A 17,178-nucleotide genomic window follows, 5' to 3' on the forward strand; every position below is an offset into this window, starting at 1 on the left:
GACGTCGGCCGGCGCGTCGACCACCCCGCCCGGCCCGGCGTCGGCACCGGCCCGGCGAAGGCGGCGGCGAATCCTTTTCCGCCGCGACCCCGGCACTTTTCCCGGAACCCCGGAACAGACCGGCCGTGGCGGAGAATCGCCGCCACGGCATTCCCGCGAACGCGCGCCGGCCCGCCGACGGGAGCCGGGTTCAGCGGCCGTCGCGGCGGCGCGACCGCACGTCCCGGTCCTGCCCGGCCTTGCGGGATTCGCGGCGGCGGTACTCCGACGGCGGCGCGTGGCGGCCCGCCATCCGCCGCTCGTCCATCGGCGGCGGCGCGGCCTTGCGCCCGCGGGGCGGCGTCGAGGGCCGGGACGGGCGGCGGCGGGGCGGCGGCCGGTACGCCTCCGGCGCGGGCAGCTTCAGCACGCCGCCGACCCGGCCCGGACCCAGCGAGCGCAGCGCGGCCACCGCCTCCGGCTCGTGGCGGGCGCAACTGGCCAGGATGGCGAACACGACCATGGTGGTGACCACCGACGTGCCGCCGGAGGAGATCATCGGCAGCGTGATGCCGGTGACCGGGAGCAGCTGCACCACGTAACCGATGTTGATCGCGGCCTGCGCGACCAGCCACACGGTCAGCGTCGCGGCCACCATGCGGATCCACGGGTCGGTGTTGCGCGCGGCGATCCGCAGGCCGACCACGGCGAGCAGGCCGAACAGCCCCAGCACCAGCAGGCAGCCGATGAAGCCCAGCTCCTCGCCGATCACGGCGAAGATGAAATCGCTGTGCACGTTGGGCAGATAACGCCACTTCGAGCTGCCGTTCGTCAGGCCCTTGCCGAAGAACCCGCCCTCGGCCAGCGCGTACAGCGCCTGCGTCGCCTGGAGGCCGCCGCCGGTCGGGTCGTCCTCCGGGTTGAGGAACGACTGGAGGCGGTCCAGCCGGTAGGCGGCGGTGATCGCCAGCACCACCGCGCCGCTCACCGCGGCGATGACCAGCACGCCGAACAGCCGCATCGGCGCGCCGACGAACCAGAGCAGGCTCATCAGCACCACGCCGAGGGTGATCGTGCCGGTGAGGTCGGGTTGCAGCATCACCAGCGCGAACAGCAGCAGCGCCACCGGCACCACGGGCACCAGCAGGTGCCGGTACTGGTTGAGCAGGGCGCGCTTGGTCACCAGCACGTGCGCGCCCCACAGCGCCAGCGCGAGCTTGGCGGGCTCGATGGGCTGGAACGAGACCGGCCCGACCGTGAACCACGACTGCGCGCCGTAGTGCGTCGTGCCCAGCGGGGTGAGCACCAGGCTGAGCAGGATCACGCTGACGAGCATCGCCATGGTGCTGGCGTGCCGGATCGCGCGCAGCGGCACGCGCAGCACGACCAGGAAGATCACCGCGCCCACGCCCACGTACAGCAACTGCTTCTTGAACACGCTGTACGCCGACTCGCCCACCGCGACCGCGTCCGGCGCGGACGCGGACAGCACCATGATCAGGCCGATCGCGGTCAGCATGCCGAAGATCGCGAGCAGCAGGTGGAAGTCCGCGAGCGGGCGGCCGAGCCACGCGGTCAACGACGTGCGCACCGCGACGGCGCGACCCGGTCTCCCCGCGCGGGCAGGCCGCTGTTCCACCGCAGTCATGGACCCATGGTCTCCCGAACGGGTGCGGGGAAGCCGCTGATTCGCGGCGTGTCGCCCAAGGCGACGACGATCACCATCTGCTAGGGCCCGGTCCGCGGGGTCCCGATCAGCTCGCGCACCGCCTCGGTGAACGCGCGACCGCGGTGGACGTAGTCGTCGAACATGTCCAGCGACGCCGCCGCCGGCGCCAGCAGCACCGCGTCGCCCGGCCGCGCCATGGAGCGGGCCGCGCGCACGGCGTCCGCCATGGTCGCGTCGTCGAGCACGGCCAGCGGCACGGACGGCGCGCGGCGGTGCAGCGCCGAGGCGATGACCTCGCGGTCGGCGCCGATCAGCACCGCGCCGCGCAGCCGGTGGGCCTGGGAGCCGACCAGCTCCTCCACCGAGGCGCCCTTGAGCAGCCCGCCGGCGATCCACACCACGCTGTCGTGGGCGCGCAGCGACGCCTCGGCGGCGTGCGGGTTGGTGGCCTTGGAGTCGTTGACGTAGACGACCCCGTCCGCCTGCGCGATCAGCTCCGCGCGGTGCGCGACGGGCTCGAAGGCGCGCAGCCCGGCGGCCACCGCCTCCGGGGGCACGCCGTGGGCCCGCGCCAGCGCGGCGGCGGCCAGCGCGTCGGCGACCCCGGGCGGACCGGCGGGCCGGACCTCGTCGACGCCGAGCAGCGCGGTCCCCGGGCCGAACGCCCGGTCGACCAGTTGCCCGTCGAGCACGCCGAGCTGACCCGCCGCCGGCTCGCCGAGGGTGAACTCCACGCGGGTCGCCGCGGGCGACTCGGCCAGCAGCTTCGCCACCACCGGGTCGTCCGCGTTGCCGACCGCCACCTCGCCGGTGAGCACGCCGGCCTTGGCCCGCGCGTACGCCTCGAACCCGCCGTGCCAGTCCAGGTGGTCCTCGGCGAGGTTGAGCAGCACGCCCGCGAACGGCCGCACGGACGGCGACCAGTGCAGCTGGAAGCTCGACAGCTCGACCGCCAGCACCCGGTGGCCCGCCAGCAGCGCGTCCACCACGGGCAGGCCGACGTTGCCGCACGCCACCGCGTCGATGCCGGCCGCGCGCAGCACGGACTCCAGCATCCCGACCGTGGTGGTCTTGCCGTTGGTGCCGGTCACCGCGAGCCACGCGGGCGGGTCGGCCAGCTCCAGGCCCATCCGCCAGGCCAGCTCGACCTCGCCGATCACCTCGACCCCGGCCGCGGCCGCCGCCGTGAACAGCGGGCCGCCGGGCCGCCAGCCGGGGCTGGTCACCACCAGGTCGACGCCCGCGGGCGGTGCGGCCAGGCCGGGCACCAGGGCGACGCCGGGCGTCAGCTGCTCCAGCGCGGCGAGGCGGTCGGCGGACGCGTCGGTCACGGTGACCGACGCCCCCGCCGCCAGCAGCGCCTCCACCACGGACCGGCCGGTGACGCCGGCGCCGGCGACCAGGACGTCGCGCCCAGCCAGGAATCCCATGCGCTCAGCTCCCGACCGCGGTCAGCCACTCGCTGTAGAACAGGCCCAGGCCGAGCATGCAGCACATGGCCGCGAGCAGCCAGAACCGGATGATCACCGTGGTTTCCGCCCACCCGGCCAGCTCGAAGTGGTGGTGGAACGGCGCCATGCGGAACAACCGCCGCCGGGACGTCCGGAACACCGCCACCTGGAGCACCACCGACAGCGCCTCGACCACGAACAGGCCGCCGATGACGACCATCAGCAGCTCGGTGCGGGTGGTGATGGACAGGCCGGCCACCAGGCCGCCCAGGGCCAGCGAGCCGGTGTCGCCCATGAAGATCTTGGCCGGCGCGGCGTTCCACCACAGGAAGCCGATGCAGCCCGCCATCGCGGCGGCGGCCACCAGCGCCAGGTCCAGCGGGTCGCGCACGTCGTAGCAGCCGGCCACCAGCAGGTTCGAGCAGTTGTAGCGGAACTGCCAGAAGCTGATCACCACGTAGGTGCCCAGCACCATGGCCGACGTGCCGCCCGCCAGGCCGTCGAGGCCGTCGGTCAGGTTGACCGCGTTGGACCAGGCGCTGATCGCGGCGTAGCAGAACACCACGAAGCCGACCACGCCGAACGAGACCACGGCGATGTCGCGGACGAACGAGAGGTTCACCGAGGCGGGCGTGAGCCCGTCCCGGTTCGGGAACTGGATGACCAGGACCGCGAAGATGATCGTGGCGATGAACTGGCCGACGAGCTTCGCGGTCTTGTTCAGGCCCAGGTTGCGCTGCTTGCGGATCTTGATGAAGTCGTCGAGGAAGCCGACGACGCCCAGCGAGGTGGTCAGCATCAGCACCAGCAGGCCGGACGCGCTGGGCGTCTGGTCCTGGGCGGACGCCGACATCGAGTTGACCAGGTGCGCGCCGAGGTAGCCCGCCCACATCGCGACCAGGATCGCGACGCCGCCCATGGTGGGCGTGCCGCGCTTGGTCTTGTGGCTCTGCGGCCCCTCTTCGCGGATCTCCTGGCCGAAGCCCTGCCGCGAGAAGATCTTGATCAGGTACGGCGTCAGCATGATCGACGTGATCAGGGCGATGGCCGCCGCGATCAGGATGCTCTTCACTTGCTGACCGCCTCCAGGAGGGCCTCGGCAACCCGCCACAGGCCGTATGAGTTGGATGCCTTCACCAGCACGACGTCACCCGGTCGCACCTGGTCGCGCAGCAGCTCCACCGCTGCCGCCACGTCCGGCACCAAAGTCGCTTCTTCTCCCCATGATCCTTCCAGGTGCGCACCCTGGTGCATCGCCCGGGCGTCCTCGCCGACGACGACCAGCTTGTTGATGTCCAGGCGGACCGCGAGCCTGCCGATCTCGTCGTGCGCGCGGACGTGGTCCGCGCCCAGCTCCGCCATCGGGCCCAGCACCGCCCAGCTGCGGCGCGCCGGGGTGGTGGCGCGGGAGATGGTGGCCAGCGACTTCAGCGCCGCGCGCACCGACTCCGGGTTCGCGTTGTAGGCGTCGTTGACGACCGTCACGCCGTCGGGGCGCTCGGTGACCGCCATGCGGTGCGCGGACCTGCGCTCGGCCGTGCCCAGCGCGTCGGCGACCTGCCGCGGCGTCGCGCCCAGCTCCAGCGCGATCGCGGCGGCGGTGAGGGCGTTGCCGACGTGGTGCGGGCCGTGCAGCGGGAGCCGGACGGGCGCCTCGCCGTGCGGCGTGAACAGCGTGAAGGAGGCGCGGGCCTGCTCGTCGAGGGTGACGCCGGCGGCGCGGACCGAGGCCTGGGCGCTCTCGCCGACCAGGACGACCTTGGCCCTGGTGCGCGGCGCCATGCCGGCCACGAGCGGGTCGTCGGCGTTCAGCACGGCCACGCCGTCCTCGGGCAGGGCCTCGACCAGCTCGCCCTTGGCCTGCGCGATGCCCTCGCGGGAGCCGAACTCGCCGAGGTGGGCGCTGCCGACGTTGAGCACCGCGCCGACGCGGGGCGGCGCGACCTGGCACAGCTCGGCGATGTGGCCCCGGCCGCGCGCGCTCAGCTCCAGCACCAGGAACCGGGTGTCCTCGGTGGCGCGCAGCACGGTCCACGGGTGCCCCAGCTCGTTGTTGAACGACCCGGGCGGAGCGATGGTCTCGCCCAGGGGCGCGAGCACCTGCGCGATGAGGTCCTTGGTGGAGGTCTTGCCGGACGAGCCGGTCACGCCGACGACGGTCAGGTCCGGCAGCCGGTCGACGACGTGGCGGGCGAGCCTGCCCAGCGCGGCGAGGACCGCCGCGCCCGCGCCGTCGGCGTCGCCGGACAGCACGTAGGCGTTGCCGCCCGCGCCCGTGACCGGCGGCGCGATGACGGCGGGGGCGTCCACCGGGCGGCCCGCGAGCACGCCGGCCGCGCCCCGGGCGACGGCCTGGGCGGCGAAGTCGTGCCCGTCGACGCGCGCGCCGGGCAGGGCGAGGAACAGGCCGCCCGGGGTCAGCTCGCGCGTGTCGAACTCGACGGACCCGGTCACCACCTCGTCACCGGTCGCGTTGTGCAGGGTGCCGCCGACGACCTCGGCGATCTCGGCCAGGCTGAGCTGGATCACTTGGTGGTCTCCCGGATCGCGGTGGTCAGCGCTTCGACGTCGGAGAAGGGGTGGACCACGCCGGCGACCTCCTGGCCGGTCTCGTGGCCCTTGCCCGCGACCACGACGACGTCGCCGGCGCGCGCGAGGGACACGGCGTGCTCGATGGCGCGGCGCCGGTCGCCGATCTCGACGACCTCGCCGCGCTCGGCGTCCGGCACGGCCAGCGCGCCGCGCAGCATGGCCGCCCGGATCTCCGCCGGGTCCTCGCCGCGCGGGTTGTCGTCGGTCACGACGAGCACGTCGCTGCGCCGGGCCGCCTCCTCGCCCATCAGCGGCCGCTTGGCGGCGTCGCGGTCGCCGCCGCACCCGAGCACGGTGATGACGCGGCCGGTGGCGCGGGCGCGCACCGCCTGGAGCGCGAGCGCGACGGCGGCGGGCTTGTGGGAGTAGTCGACCACGGCGGTGAAGTCCTGGCCCTCGTCCACGCGCTGCATCCGGCCCGGCACCCGGACCTCCCGCAGGCCCTGGCGGATCGCGTCGAGGGGGATGCCCTTGGCGTGCAGGCAGGCGATGGCCAGCAGGGCGTTGGCGACGTTGAAGTCACCGGGCAGGCGCAGCTCGACGTCGAGGGTCGCGCCGCCGGGGCCGTGCGCGGTGAACGACTGCTCGCCGGTGGCGGTGACGGCGACGTCCGAGGCGGTCCAGTCGGCGTCGCGCGTCGTGGCCGCGGTGACGGTGCCCGCCTTGACCAGCCGGGGCGCCCACTCCCCGTCCACGCAGACCACCTCGACCCTCGCCCGGCCGTCGAACAGCTTGGCCTTGGTCCGGAAGTAGTCCTCCATGTCGGGGTGGAAGTCCAGGTGGTCCTGGGAGAGGTTGGTGAACGCGCCGACCGCGAAGCCGACGCCGCCGACGCGGCCGAGGCCGAGCGCGTGGCTGGAGACCTCCATGGTCACGTCGGTGGTGCCGCGCTCGTGCATGACGGCCAGCAGGGCCTGGAGGTCCGGCGCCTCGGGCGTGGTGAGCGCGCTGTCGAGCCGGTCCGCGCCGATGCGGGTCTCGACCGTGCCGATGAGGCCGGTGGCCCGCCCGGCGGCCCGCAGCGCCGCCTCGATCATGTAGGTCGTGGTGGTCTTGCCGGACGTGCCGGTGACGCCCCAGACGTCGAGCCGGTCGGACGGGTTGCCGTAGACGCGGGAGGCGAGCGCGCCGAGCACGGCGCGCGGGTCGGGGTGCACCAGCACCGGCAGGCCGCGCACCTTCTCCGCGCCCGCCGCGTCGGTCAGCACCGCGACGGCGCCGCTCGCGGCGGCCTGGTCGGCGAAGTCCGCGCCGTGCGCGCGGGTGCCGGGCAGGGCGGCGAACAGGTCGCCCGCGCGCACGTGCTGGGCGCGCAGCGTCACACCGGTGACCTGGACGTGGGCCTGGTCCGGTGCGGTCAGGTGGGCGTCGACGGCAGCGGCGAGCTCCGCCACGGCAACGGGCTGGGTGCGGGAAGGGCGAGGCGGGGCGGTCGCGACCTTGCCCTGGAGCTTGGCAGGCACGCGCGGAAGGCTACCGGCGCACGCAGAGTGGTCGTCCGGCACGTCCACTCCAGACCCCGCCACCCCCCAAACCCCCCCAAACCTCGCGTGTCCTCCACTCCGGTATCGCGTGTCCTCCACTCAAGCACCAGGTGTCGCGCGGTGGCACCGCTCCCGGTGGCAGGTTCGCGGTGTCCGACTGGAGGACACGCGGTGTCGGAGTGGAGGACACGCGGGTCAGAGGACCAGGGGGACGACAGGGCTCGGGTCCGGGGACATCGGGATCTGGTAGCGCTGGGCCAGGGAGGACGCGATGTCGTGGAACAGCGGTGCGGCCGACTGCTGGCCCTTGGTCGGCCGGTCCAGCATGATCCCCACCACGAACCGCGGGTTGTCGGCGGGGAAGATGCCCGCGAACGTCACCCAGTAGTCGCTGTAGGAGTAGCAGGCGCACGTGGGGTCGACCTGCTGCGCGGTCCCCGTCTTGCCGCTGACCTGGTAGCCGGGCAGCGCCGCCGACGGGCCGGTACCGGTCTGCTGCGGCGCGTCCTGCACCACCGCCCGGAACATGTCGCGCACCGTCTTGGCCGTCTGCGGCGACACCACCTGCACGCCCTCCGGCCGCGGCGTCTCCCGGCGCGTGCCGTCCTGCGACACCTCCGCCCGGATGACCCGCGGCGGGATGCGCACCCCGTCGTTGGCGATCGCCTGGTACATGGCGGTCATCTGGAGCAGCGTCATGTTCAGGCCCTGGCCGATCGGCAGGTTGCCGAACGTCGAGCCGGACCACTGGTTGCGCGGCGGCACGTAGCCCGCCTCCTCGCCGGGCAGGCCCGAGCCGGTCCGCTGGCCGAGGCCGAACTTGCGCAGCATCTCGGAGAACCGGTCCTGGCCGACCTGCTGGGCGGTCATCAGCGTGCCCACGTTGGACGACTTGGCGAACACGCCGGTGAACGTCATGTCCAGCAGGCCGTGCTCGTAGGCGTCCTTGATCACCCGGTCCGCGACCCTGATCTGGCCGTCGACCTGGAGCACGCTGTCCGGCTGGTAGACGCCGTCCTCGATGGCCGCCGCCGCGGTCACGACCTTGTTCACCGAACCCGGCTCGAACACGGACGAGACCGCGACGTTCCGCAGCTCCGCCTCCGTGGCCCGGCCGAAGTCGGCGGGGTCGAACGTCTTGTCGTTGGCCATCGCGACGATCTCGCCGGTCCGGACGTCCAGCACCACCGCGGACCCGGTCCGCGACCCCGTCTCCCGGGTGTAGTCGGTGACCAGCTGCTGCACCGCGTACTGCGTGTCCACGTCCAGCGTCAGCTCCAGGCTCTTGCCCGGGGTCGCGGCGGCCAGCTCGCGCGAGCGGTCGGGGCCGGGGATCACCACGTCGTCGTTGCCCTGCATGGTGTCGACGACGCGCCGCCCGTTGCTGCCCGCCAGCAGGTTGTCCTGCGAGTTCTCCAGCCCGATCAGGCCGCGGGTGCCGGGCGGGTCCTCGTCCTTGCGCCAGTTCGCCGCGCCGATGATGTTCGACGCCAGCTCGCCGTTGGGGTACACGCGCACCGCCCGGTACTCCGAGCCGATGTCGACGTACTTGTCGGTGATCAGCGCCGCCTTGGCCGGGTCGACGTTGTCCACCAGCTCCACGTAGGTGGTGTCCAGGGACAGCTTGGCGAACATCGTGTCCCGGTCGGTCTTCTGGCCGTTGACCTGCGTGCCCAGGACGGCCTCGATGTCCTCGGCGATCCGCGCGATGCGCTGCTCGAAGCTGCCGATCTTCGGCTTCTTCTCCAGCTCTTTGGCCCACTCAGCGCGCATCCGGCGCGGCACGGCGTACAGGGCGCGGGCCTCGACGCTGAACGCGAGCTGGTTGCCGTTGCGGTCGAGGATGGACCCGCGCTCGGCCGGGATGTCGATGGGGGTGGCGCGCTGCTGCTCGGCCTGCGCGGACAGCGCGTCGGCCTGGAAGCCCTGCACCTGCACGAGCTTGAGGCCCGCCGCGACCAGCGCGCCGACCAGCAGGAACCGGCCCACCGCGAGCCGCACCCGGCTGTTGCCCCGCCGCTTGGGCGCGGGACCGCGCACCGACAGCGGGCGTCGCACGGGCCTGCCCCGACTGGGCCCCGGCATCACTGACCTCCTGGTACCGGCTGTTCCGCGGACGGTTGCCCGCCTTGCTGCTGCTGCTGCTGTTGTTGCTGGCCCTGCTGCTGTTGCTGCCCCTGTTCCGGCGGGGCCTGCTGCCCCTCGCCGGCGGGCGGCGTGGTCGTGGTGGTGGGCGCGGTCGTCGTGGTGGTCGGCGCGGTGGACGTCGTCGACGGTGGCGGCGGCTCGACCGCGGAAGGCGTGCCGTGCACCTCCACCGTCCCGTCCGCCAGCCGGCGCAGCCTGGCCGGGTCGCCCACCGGCACCAGGCCCAGCTCCGCCGCGGCGGAGGCCAGCGCCAGCGGCGACTCCGCCAGCGCCACCTCCCGCCGCAGCTGCTCGACCTGCCTGGCCAGCCTGGTCTCCTCGGCCCGCGCGTCCTGGAGCCGGTACGAGTCGGCGGTCGCCTGCGTGGACAGCCACATGATCGCCGCGATGCCCAGGCCGAGCACGACCATCACCATCACCACGAACGGCGCCTTCGGCGTGGGCGCGGACTGCCGCGTCACCGCGCGGCCGGGCGAGGACCGCTGCGCCCGCCGCGCGTAGGCCCGCTCGACGGCCGCGGACCGGCGGCGCTCGGGCGGCACCGCCCGCAACGCGCGCTCGCGGGGCTTGGCGGGCTTGGCCGGGTACGGCGACGAGCCGCCGGTCCGTGCCGGTGCCGTCATGTCGCCTCCCGGATCCGTTCCGCCGCCCGCAACCGGACCGGTGCGGCCCTGGGGTTGTCCTCGATCTCCTGCTCGGTGGCCTGCTCCGCGCCGCGCGTCACCAGCCGCAGCTGCGGCGCGTGGCCGGGCAGCTCGACGGGCAGGTCCTGGGGCGTGGTGGAGGTGGCCAGCTCGGCGAACGCGCGCTTGACCATCCGGTCCTCCAGGGACTGGTAGGACTCCACGACGATCCGCCCGCCCACGGCCAGCGCGGACAGCGCCGCCGGCAGCGCGCGCCGCAGCGACTCCAGCTCCTCGTTGACCTCGATGCGCAGCGCCTGGAAGGTCCGCTTGGCCGGGTGGCCGCCGGTGCGGCGGGTCGCCGCCGGCACCGCGGCGTAGAGCAGCTCGACCAGCCGGCCGCTGGTGGTGAACGGCTCCTTGGCGCGTTCCCGCACCACGGCCGCGGCGATCTTGCGGGCGAACCGCTCCTCGCCGTAGTCGCGCAGGATCCGCGCCAGGTCGTCGGCGGAGTAGGTGTTGAGCACGTCGGCCGCGGTCGGGCCGTCGCCGGCGCTCATCCGCATGTCCAGCGGCGCGTCCTTGGAGTAGGCGAACCCGCGCTCCTCGGCGTCGAGCTGGAGCGAGGACACGCCGAGGTCCATCAGGATGCCGTCGACCCGCGCGCCGCCGACCGCCTCGGCGATGCCGTCGTAGGTGGTCTGCACGAACGTCACCCGGTCGGCGAACGGCGCCAGCCGCTCCCGCGCCAGCGCGATGGCCTGGGGGTCGCGGTCGAGGCCGACGAGCCGCACCCGCGGGTGGGCCCGCAGCACCGCCTCGGAGTGCCCGCCCAGGCCGAGCGTGCAGTCGACGAACAAAGCGTCCCGATCGGCCAGCGCGGGGGCCAGCAGGTCCAGGACGCGGTCGAGCAGCACCGGCACGTGTCGCGCCCGCTCCACCACGAACCCTCCCTGGATGACTCCCCCTCCTCGCGTTGCGCCCTGCGGTCGTCACGCCCGGCGCCGCGATGGCGTCCCAGACGAAAATTCGGGTGCAGTCAGGTCCCCGCCCGCCCGTCGGACCTGGCGCCGGGGAAGGTGCGCCAGGGCCGAAAGCCGAGCGGACCGAGGCCAAACGGCACCCGAAACCTCGAACGACCAGCCGATTCAGAACAGGCCGGGGAACACCTCCTCGCGCGTTTCCGCGTACCGCTGCTCGTGCTCGTCCATGTACCGCTGCCAGGCCTGGGCGTCCCAGATCTCCAGCCGGTTGATCGCGCCGATGACCACGCACTCCTTGGTCAGCCCCGCGTACCGGCGCAGCTCCGGTGCGATCAGCACCCGGCCCTGGCCGTCCGGCCGCTGCTCGTCGGTGCCCGCGAACAGGTAGCGCTGGTAGGCGCGGACCGCCTCGTTGGTGAAGGGCGCCTCCGCCACCTTGCGCGCCATCTGCTCGAACTCGGCCCGGGGGAACACGTAGAGGCAGTGGTCCTGGCCCTTGGTGACCATCAGACCCCCCGCTAGCGCATCCCGGTACTTCGCAGGCAGCGTCAGCCGGCCCTTGTCGTCCAGCCTCGGGTGATGCGTGCCCAGGAACACGGCGCCCACCTCCCGGTGCCGGAACCGAACGTCCGAACCGGCGGTGGAGCCCCCGTCTGCCCCACCGGCCGCCACAGTACCCCACTTTTCACCACAGTCAACGCTGAACCGGGTGGTTGATCGGCGCGCCGCGAGACGTTTCCGCTGGTAGAGCGAAGATGGCGACCGTGGAGGGCGGTGGGGGAAGTTGACCGGCACCACCTCGCCGAGTGAGCCAGAGCGGCCCGAAATCCACCCGAACGGCCCATCAAAATCGGGCAAAACCGGTTCAACGACGACCTGGGTGGGGAATCGTGGAGGGGCGGGTGGTGAACCGGTCGCGGCCGGGGTCCGCGGAAGTCGCGACCGGGGTCCGTGGAAACGGAGTGCACGAAACTGTTCAATCGGTGTGGGGCGCTTCGCCCTGGTTTGACACACTGCGTGAAACGCTCACCGCCACCGCGAACCGGTCGCGGTAGGGCCGCGCCCTGCTCCAGGAGGTCGAGTGACTCCGAGTACCCAGCCAGGCACCCTGCCGGAACACTCCTACGGGGGTGGCGGGGGTCCCGGGGCGAACAACAACGCGCCGGGTGCGGCGCACCCGCACCAGGGGTACGCCCAGCAGGGTCAGACACAGCAGGGCCAACCGCAACAGGGTCACGCGCAGCAGGGCCAGGGCAGACCGGACGAGGTGCTCGCCGAGCTGCACGCGGTGGTCGGGCGGATCGCCGCCAACGTGGAGAAGGTCATCGTCGGCAAGCCCGACGTGGTGCGGGTCGCGCTGGTCACCCTGCTGGCCGAGGGCCACCTGCTGGTCGAGGACGTGCCGGGCGTCGGCAAGACGTCGCTGGCCAAGGCGCTGGCCCGGTCGATCGACTGCACGGTCAGCCGCATCCAGTTCACCCCCGACCTGCTGCCCAGCGACATCACCGGCGTGTCGATCTACAACCGGCAGGACAACGACTTCGAGTTCCGCCCCGGCCCGGTGTTCGCGAACATCGTGGTGGGCGACGAGATCAACCGCGCCTCGCCGAAGACCCAGTCGGCGCTGCTGGAGTGCATGGAGGAGCACCAGGTCACGGTCGACGGGCAGACCTACCCGCTCGGCTCGCCGTTCATGGTGATCGCCACGCAGAACCCGATCGAGATGGAAGGCACCTACGCCCTCCCCGAGGCGCAGCGCGACCGGTTCACCGCGCGGGTGTCCATCGGCTACCCGGACCCGCAGGCCGAGCTGGCCATGGTGGACGAGCACGCGGGCCACGACCCGCTGGCCGAGCTGCGCCCGGTGTCCGACGCGGACCAGGTGCGCAAGCTGGTCCACGCGGTGCGGCGGGTGCACCTGTCCACCGAGGTCCGCCGGTACGCGGTGGAGCTGGTGGGCGCCACCCGGCGGCTGCCGGAGCTGAGGCTGGGCGCCTCGCCGCGGTCGACGCTCCAGCTCGTGCGGGCCGCGCGGGCGCAGGCGGCGCTGGCCGGGCGCGACTTCGTGGTGCCCGACGACATCCACGCGGTGGCCGTGCCGGTGCTCGCGCACCGCCTGGTGCCGACCGCGGAGGCGCAGGCGGCTCGGCGGTCGCCCGCCGACCTGGTGCGCAACCTGGTGCAGCGGGTGCCGGTGCCGCAGGCGGCCCCGGACCCGACCGGCCAGTTCCCGCACGGCGTCAACCCGAACAACCACCGCTGACATGCGCAGCGCCCTGTCCGGCCTGACGACCAGGGGCCGGTGCCTGCTGGCGGCGGGTTTCGCCGCGGGCCTGTGCGCGATCGTGCTCAACGAGCGCGACCTGCTGCGCGTGGCCGTGTTCGTGGTGGCGCTGCCCGTGCTGGCGGCGTGGCTGGCGCAGCGGGCCCGGGTGGGCCTGCACGCGAACCGGCTGCTGCACCCGGGCCGGGTCCAGGTGGGCTCGGCCACGGACGTGCGGGTCGAGCTGCGCAGCGCGGGCCGGCTGCCGACCGGCGGCCTGCTCCTGGAGGACGCGGTGCCGTACGCGCTGGGCGCGCGCCCGCGGTTCGTGGTGGAGCGGCTGCCGCGCAACACGGTCACCGTGCTGCGGTACCAGCTCAAGCCGGTCATGCGCGGCGTCCAGCAGGTCGGGCCGCTGCTGGCGCGGATCACCGACCCGTTCGGGCTGGCCGAGTTCGACCGCGAGATGGCCGGGCGCAGCAGGCTGGTCGTGGTGCCGCGGGTGCTGCCGCTGTCCGGGCTGCCCAGCGGCTCCGGCATGGGCTCCGGCGACGACGGCTCGATCCGGCTGCGCGCCGGGCAGGGCGAGGACGACGCCGTGGTGCGGCCGTACCGGCACGGCGACGACCTGCGGAAGGTGCACTGGCGCTCGACCGCGCGGCGCGACGAGCTGATGGTGCGCGTCGAGGAGCGGCCGTGGCGCGGCGGCACGACCGTTCTGCTGGACCACCGGCTGGTCGGGCACCGCGGCGCCGGGCCCGGCGCGAGCCTGGAGTGGGCGGTGTCGTTCGCCGCGTCGATCTCGCTGCACCTGCACCGGTACGGCCACCAGGTGCGCCTGGTCGGCGACGACGGCCGGGTGATGGTCGGCGGTCCGGGCGGGTCCGGGTACAGCGACGCGGTGGTGCTCGACGCGCTGGCCGCGCTCCGGCCCTCCGACCGGCGGGAACCCGCGGTCGGCGTGGACCCGGGCGCGGGCCAGGAGGTCATCGCGATCCTCGGCGGCTGCACGCCCGCGGTGGTGGACGCGCTGGTGCGCAACCGCCCGCGCGGGATGCGCAGCCTGGCGGTGGTGATGGACGTGGCGGCGTGGGCGTCCCCCTCGGAGGACCCCGCGCCGGACCCCGAGGACGCGGTGCGGTTGCTCTCGAGCGCGGGGTGGGGCGTGGTCGTGGCGCGACCGGGCACGCCGATGCGCCAGGTTTGGCAGGAGCTGTGCCACAGCGCGGGCAACCGCGGCCCGGTGGTGCGCACGGAGGTGGGCTGAAGGTGACCGGCAGGACCGCGGACGGCAAGTGGGTGGTGGGCGCGACGCCCGCGGTCGCGGGGCTGGCGACGCTGTGCGCCGCGACCGCGCTGACGAGCGTGATCGCGGGCGCCCTGTGGGCGGTGTACCTGGCCGTGGCGATCGCCGTGGTCGGGGGCACGGGCGTGCTGCTGCGCGGCACCAGGCTGCCCGCGCCGCTGGTGAGCCTGGGCCAGGTGCTGGCGCTGGCGTGCCTGCTCGTGACGATCTTCACGCGCAGCGGCGTGCTGGTGTTCCTGCCGGGCCCGCAGGCGTTCGAGGACCTGATCGGCGTGCTCGGGCAGGCGATGACCGAGGTCCAGACCGGGGTGCCGCCGGTGCCGGACAGCCCGGCCATGCGGTGCCTGGTGATGCTGGCGATCGGCCTGGTGGCGGTCCTGGTCGACGGGCTGGCGGTGGGCGCGGCGGCGCCCGCGGCGTCCGGCCTGGTGCTGCTGTGCGTGTTCGCGGTGCCCGCGTCGCTGGCCGACGAGATGCTGCCGCTGTGGACGTTCGCGTTCGGCGCGGGCGCGTTCGCGATGCTGCTGGCCGTGGACGGGCAGCACCGCCACCAGGCGTGGCGGGGCAAGCTGCCCAACGGCGGGCGGCAGGGCTCGGGTCCGGCGGCGACCGCCGTGGCCGGGTTGGCCGTGGTGATCGCCCTGGTGGTCGGCGGGAGCCTGACGCTGGTCGGCACGGTCGGGCGGCTGCCCGGCACGGGCGAGGAGGTCGGCGGCGGCTCCGGCGGGCTGGGCATCGACCCGATGACCGAGCTGCGCGGGATGCTCAACCAGGGCGCGACGCGGGAGATGTTCCGGGTGCGCGGCCTGCCCAGCTCGGCGTACCTGCGGGCGATGACGCTGCGCGAGTACGTGCCGGGCAAGGGCTGGCAGCTCGGCGGCAACATGCCGGAGGGCGTGTCGGCGCGGGGCGAGCTGCCCCCGCAGCCGGGTGACGCCGGTGACGGCAAGGTGACGTCGGTCCGGATCGAGCCGGTGAACTGGGTGGACAACTGGCTGCCGGTGTACGGCAAGCCGCGCCTGATCGACGACGTCGACGAGAACTGGCGCTACGACCCGGCGCGGGGCATGGTCTACAGCGTCCGGGCGCGCAAGTCCGAGCCGTACCGGCTGGACACGGTGCTGGAGGCGCCGGCCGCGGACACGCTGCGCCGCGCCCCGAGCGTGCCGGAAGTCGACCCGGCGTACCAGGAGGCGCCCGGGGTGAGCCAGCGGGTGGCCGGGCTGGCGCAGGAGATCGTGGCGGGGCAGGACAACCAGTTCGACCAGGCGACGGCCCTCTACCGGTACTTCACCGACGGCACGCAGGGCTTCACGTACACGACGGAGACCGGCGGCGACAACCGCCCGGACGCGCTCGAGGACTTCCTGTTCAACGGCAAGCGCGGGTACTGCGAGCAGTACGCGTCGGCGATGGCGATCATGGCGCGGTCGGTCGGCATGCCCGCGCGGGTGGCGCTCGGCTTCACCGCCGGCTTCCCCACGGAGGACTTCCAGACCATCACCACGCAGGACGCGCACGCGTGGGTGGAGATCTACTTCGCCGGCTACGGCTGGATGACCTTCGACCCGACCCCGCTGTCGGACGGCCGGGGCGTGACCCCGCCGTACATCTCGGGCCTGGAAGCGGACGACGAGGAGGACGGCTCCAGCGCCACCGCGACCACCACCACGACCACCACGGCGCCCTCCGGCTCGGCGGCGCCGGAGTCGACCGCGCCGGACGCGCAGGCCCAGGGCGGGACGACGGAGGCCGAGGAGGCGGTGCCCACCTGGCACCTCGTGGCGCTGGCGGTGGCGGCGGCGCTCGCGGCGCTGCTCACCTGGCTGGTGTTCGCCACGCGCAGGCCCGGCGGACCGGCGTGGCTGCGCCTGCCGTGGCTCCGCCCGGCGGCCCTGGCCGCGGCGGCGGTGGCGTGGGTGGCGACCCTGGCGCTCGCGGCGGCGCTGCTGTGGTGGGAGCTGGCGATCGCCCTGGTGCTGCTGGCGGCCGCGGCGGCGCCCGCGGGCGTCCGCGAGTGGCGACGGCGGGCGAGGCTGCGGGCGGTGGCCGGCCTGGGCCCGGACGCGGCCGGCGCGGCGTGGCAGGAGCTGGTGGCCGAGTCGGTCGACCGGGGGACGCGGGTGCCGAACACCGAGACCGTGCGGGCGGCCGCGCGGAGGCTGGTGAAGGCGCACAACCTGGACGAGCGAGGTCGGGACGGGTTGCGCGCGGTGGTCGGGGCGGTGGAGCGGTCCTGGTACAGCGCGCGGGCCGAGGCGGACCCCTCGCTGCCCCGGGCGGTCGACGAGGTGCGGGCGAGCATGAACCGCAACGCGCCGCTGGCGCTGAAGGCCAAGGTGCTGCCCCGGTCCGTGCTCCAGTCGAAGCCACCCGCGAGCCTCGACACGAGTGAGTGACAGCGACACGGACGAGTGGGCCAGACATGAAAGAGTGGCTGTGATACAGGCCACAGTGGATGGCCCGGCTGATCAGTGGATCCTGCCCGGCCAGGTCTGACCGAACGGGCCTGGCCGGTCAGACCCGACCGGGCCTGGCTGGTGGGCTCGGGCTTGGGCTCGGACTGGGCTCGGGCTCGCGAGGCGGGCCAGAGGGCCGGTGCTGGGCCGGGCCGGGGCAGGGCTGGGCAGGGCTGGGCCGGGGCAGGGCTGGGCCGGGGCAGGGCTGGGCCGGGGCAGGG

Annotated in this window: 12 protein-coding genes; 3 read left to right on the plus strand and 9 right to left on the minus strand. The window is 74.1% G+C overall.

Going from position 1 to position 17,178, the window contains the following annotated elements; all coding sequences use genetic code 11:
• Nucleotides 1-190: 190 nt before the first annotated feature.
• The 9 genes from ftsW to mraZ form a co-directional block, all read right to left on the minus strand.
• Nucleotides 191-1,627 (minus strand): putative lipid II flippase FtsW, encoded by a 1,437-nt coding sequence (ftsW, locus tag ACFV4N_RS26725; protein ID WP_499675350.1) that lies wholly within the window; start codon nt 1,625-1,627, stop codon nt 191-193.
• Between the two features lie 80 nt (nt 1,628-1,707).
• A complete protein-coding gene (murD, locus tag ACFV4N_RS26730) occupies nt 1,708-3,078 on the minus strand; it encodes a UDP-N-acetylmuramoyl-L-alanine--D-glutamate ligase (protein ID WP_499675351.1) in 1,371 nt (456 codons plus the stop codon).
• A 4-nt stretch (nt 3,079-3,082) separates the two neighbouring features.
• Entirely contained in the window at nt 3,083-4,171 is a 1,089-nt protein-coding gene (mraY, locus tag ACFV4N_RS26735; protein ID WP_499675352.1) for a phospho-N-acetylmuramoyl-pentapeptide-transferase, read from the minus strand.
• A complete protein-coding gene (locus ACFV4N_RS26740; protein WP_499675353.1) occupies nt 4,168-5,628 on the minus strand; it encodes a UDP-N-acetylmuramoyl-tripeptide--D-alanyl-D-alanine ligase in 1,461 nt (486 codons plus the stop codon). Before ACFV4N_RS26740 ends, mraY begins: the two co-directional genes overlap by 4 nt.
• On the minus strand, nt 5,625-7,154 hold the full coding sequence (locus ACFV4N_RS26745) for a UDP-N-acetylmuramoyl-L-alanyl-D-glutamate--2,6-diaminopimelate ligase (RefSeq protein ID WP_499675354.1): 1,530 nt from the start codon (nt 7,152-7,154) through the stop codon (nt 5,625-5,627). The genes ACFV4N_RS26740 and ACFV4N_RS26745 overlap by 4 nt, the downstream gene beginning before the upstream one ends.
• Nucleotides 7,155-7,370: 216 nt before the next feature.
• A complete protein-coding gene (locus ACFV4N_RS26750) occupies nt 7,371-9,260 on the minus strand; it encodes a peptidoglycan D,D-transpeptidase FtsI family protein (protein WP_499675355.1) in 1,890 nt (629 codons plus the stop codon).
• A complete protein-coding gene (gene ftsL / locus ACFV4N_RS26755) occupies nt 9,260-9,946 on the minus strand; it encodes a cell division protein FtsL (RefSeq protein ID WP_499675356.1) in 687 nt (228 codons plus the stop codon). Before ftsL ends, ACFV4N_RS26750 begins: the two co-directional genes overlap by 1 nt.
• Complete coding sequence (rsmH, locus tag ACFV4N_RS26760) at nt 9,943-10,890, minus strand: 16S rRNA (cytosine(1402)-N(4))-methyltransferase RsmH (protein ID WP_499675357.1); 948 nt, start codon at nt 10,888-10,890, stop codon at nt 9,943-9,945. The genes ftsL and rsmH overlap by 4 nt, the downstream gene beginning before the upstream one ends.
• 204 nt (nt 10,891-11,094) lie before the next feature.
• Entirely contained in the window at nt 11,095-11,526 is a 432-nt protein-coding gene (gene mraZ / locus ACFV4N_RS26765) for a division/cell wall cluster transcriptional repressor MraZ (protein ID WP_344035016.1), read from the minus strand.
• Nucleotides 11,527-12,010: 484 nt separating this feature from the next.
• Here mraZ and ACFV4N_RS26770 point away from each other — a divergent pair, with 484 nt between their 5' ends.
• From ACFV4N_RS26770 to ACFV4N_RS26780, 3 genes are read left to right on the plus strand one after another with little or no spacing between them, the layout of a single operon-like run.
• Nucleotides 12,011-13,192, plus strand: coding sequence for an AAA family ATPase (locus tag ACFV4N_RS26770; protein ID WP_499675358.1), 1,182 nt, complete (start codon nt 12,011-12,013; stop codon nt 13,190-13,192).
• Nucleotide 13,193: 1 nt separating this feature from the next.
• The gene (locus tag ACFV4N_RS26775; protein WP_499675359.1) at nt 13,194-14,459 is read left to right on the plus strand and encodes a DUF58 domain-containing protein; all 1,266 of its coding nucleotides are present in this window, start codon (nt 13,194-13,196) and stop codon (nt 14,457-14,459) included.
• 2 nt (nt 14,460-14,461) lie between these two features.
• The gene (locus ACFV4N_RS26780; RefSeq protein ID WP_499675360.1) at nt 14,462-16,897 is read left to right on the plus strand and encodes a transglutaminase TgpA family protein; all 2,436 of its coding nucleotides are present in this window, start codon (nt 14,462-14,464) and stop codon (nt 16,895-16,897) included.
• Nucleotides 16,898-17,178: the final 281 nt, after the last annotated feature.

Source organism: Actinosynnema sp. NPDC059797 (genome assembly GCF_042732085.1).
Classification (GTDB): Bacteria; Actinomycetota; Actinomycetes; order Mycobacteriales; family Pseudonocardiaceae; genus Actinosynnema.

Coding starts and splice junctions, on each gene's coding strand:
- murD (WP_499675351.1), bottom strand. CDS start 3,078: ATGGGATTCCTGGCTGGGCGCGACGTCCTGGTCGCCGGCGCCGGCGTC.
- ACFV4N_RS26775 (WP_499675359.1), top strand. CDS start 13,194: ATGCGCAGCGCCCTGTCCGGCCTGACGACCAGGGGCCGGTGCCTGCTG.
- ftsL (WP_499675356.1), bottom strand. CDS start 9,946: ATGACGGCACCGGCACGGACCGGCGGCTCGTCGCCGTACCCGGCCAAG.
- ACFV4N_RS26750 (WP_499675355.1), bottom strand. CDS start 9,260: ATGCCGGGGCCCAGTCGGGGCAGGCCCGTGCGACGCCCGCTGTCGGTG.
- ftsW (WP_499675350.1), bottom strand. CDS start 1,627: ATGACTGCGGTGGAACAGCGGCCTGCCCGCGCGGGGAGACCGGGTCGC.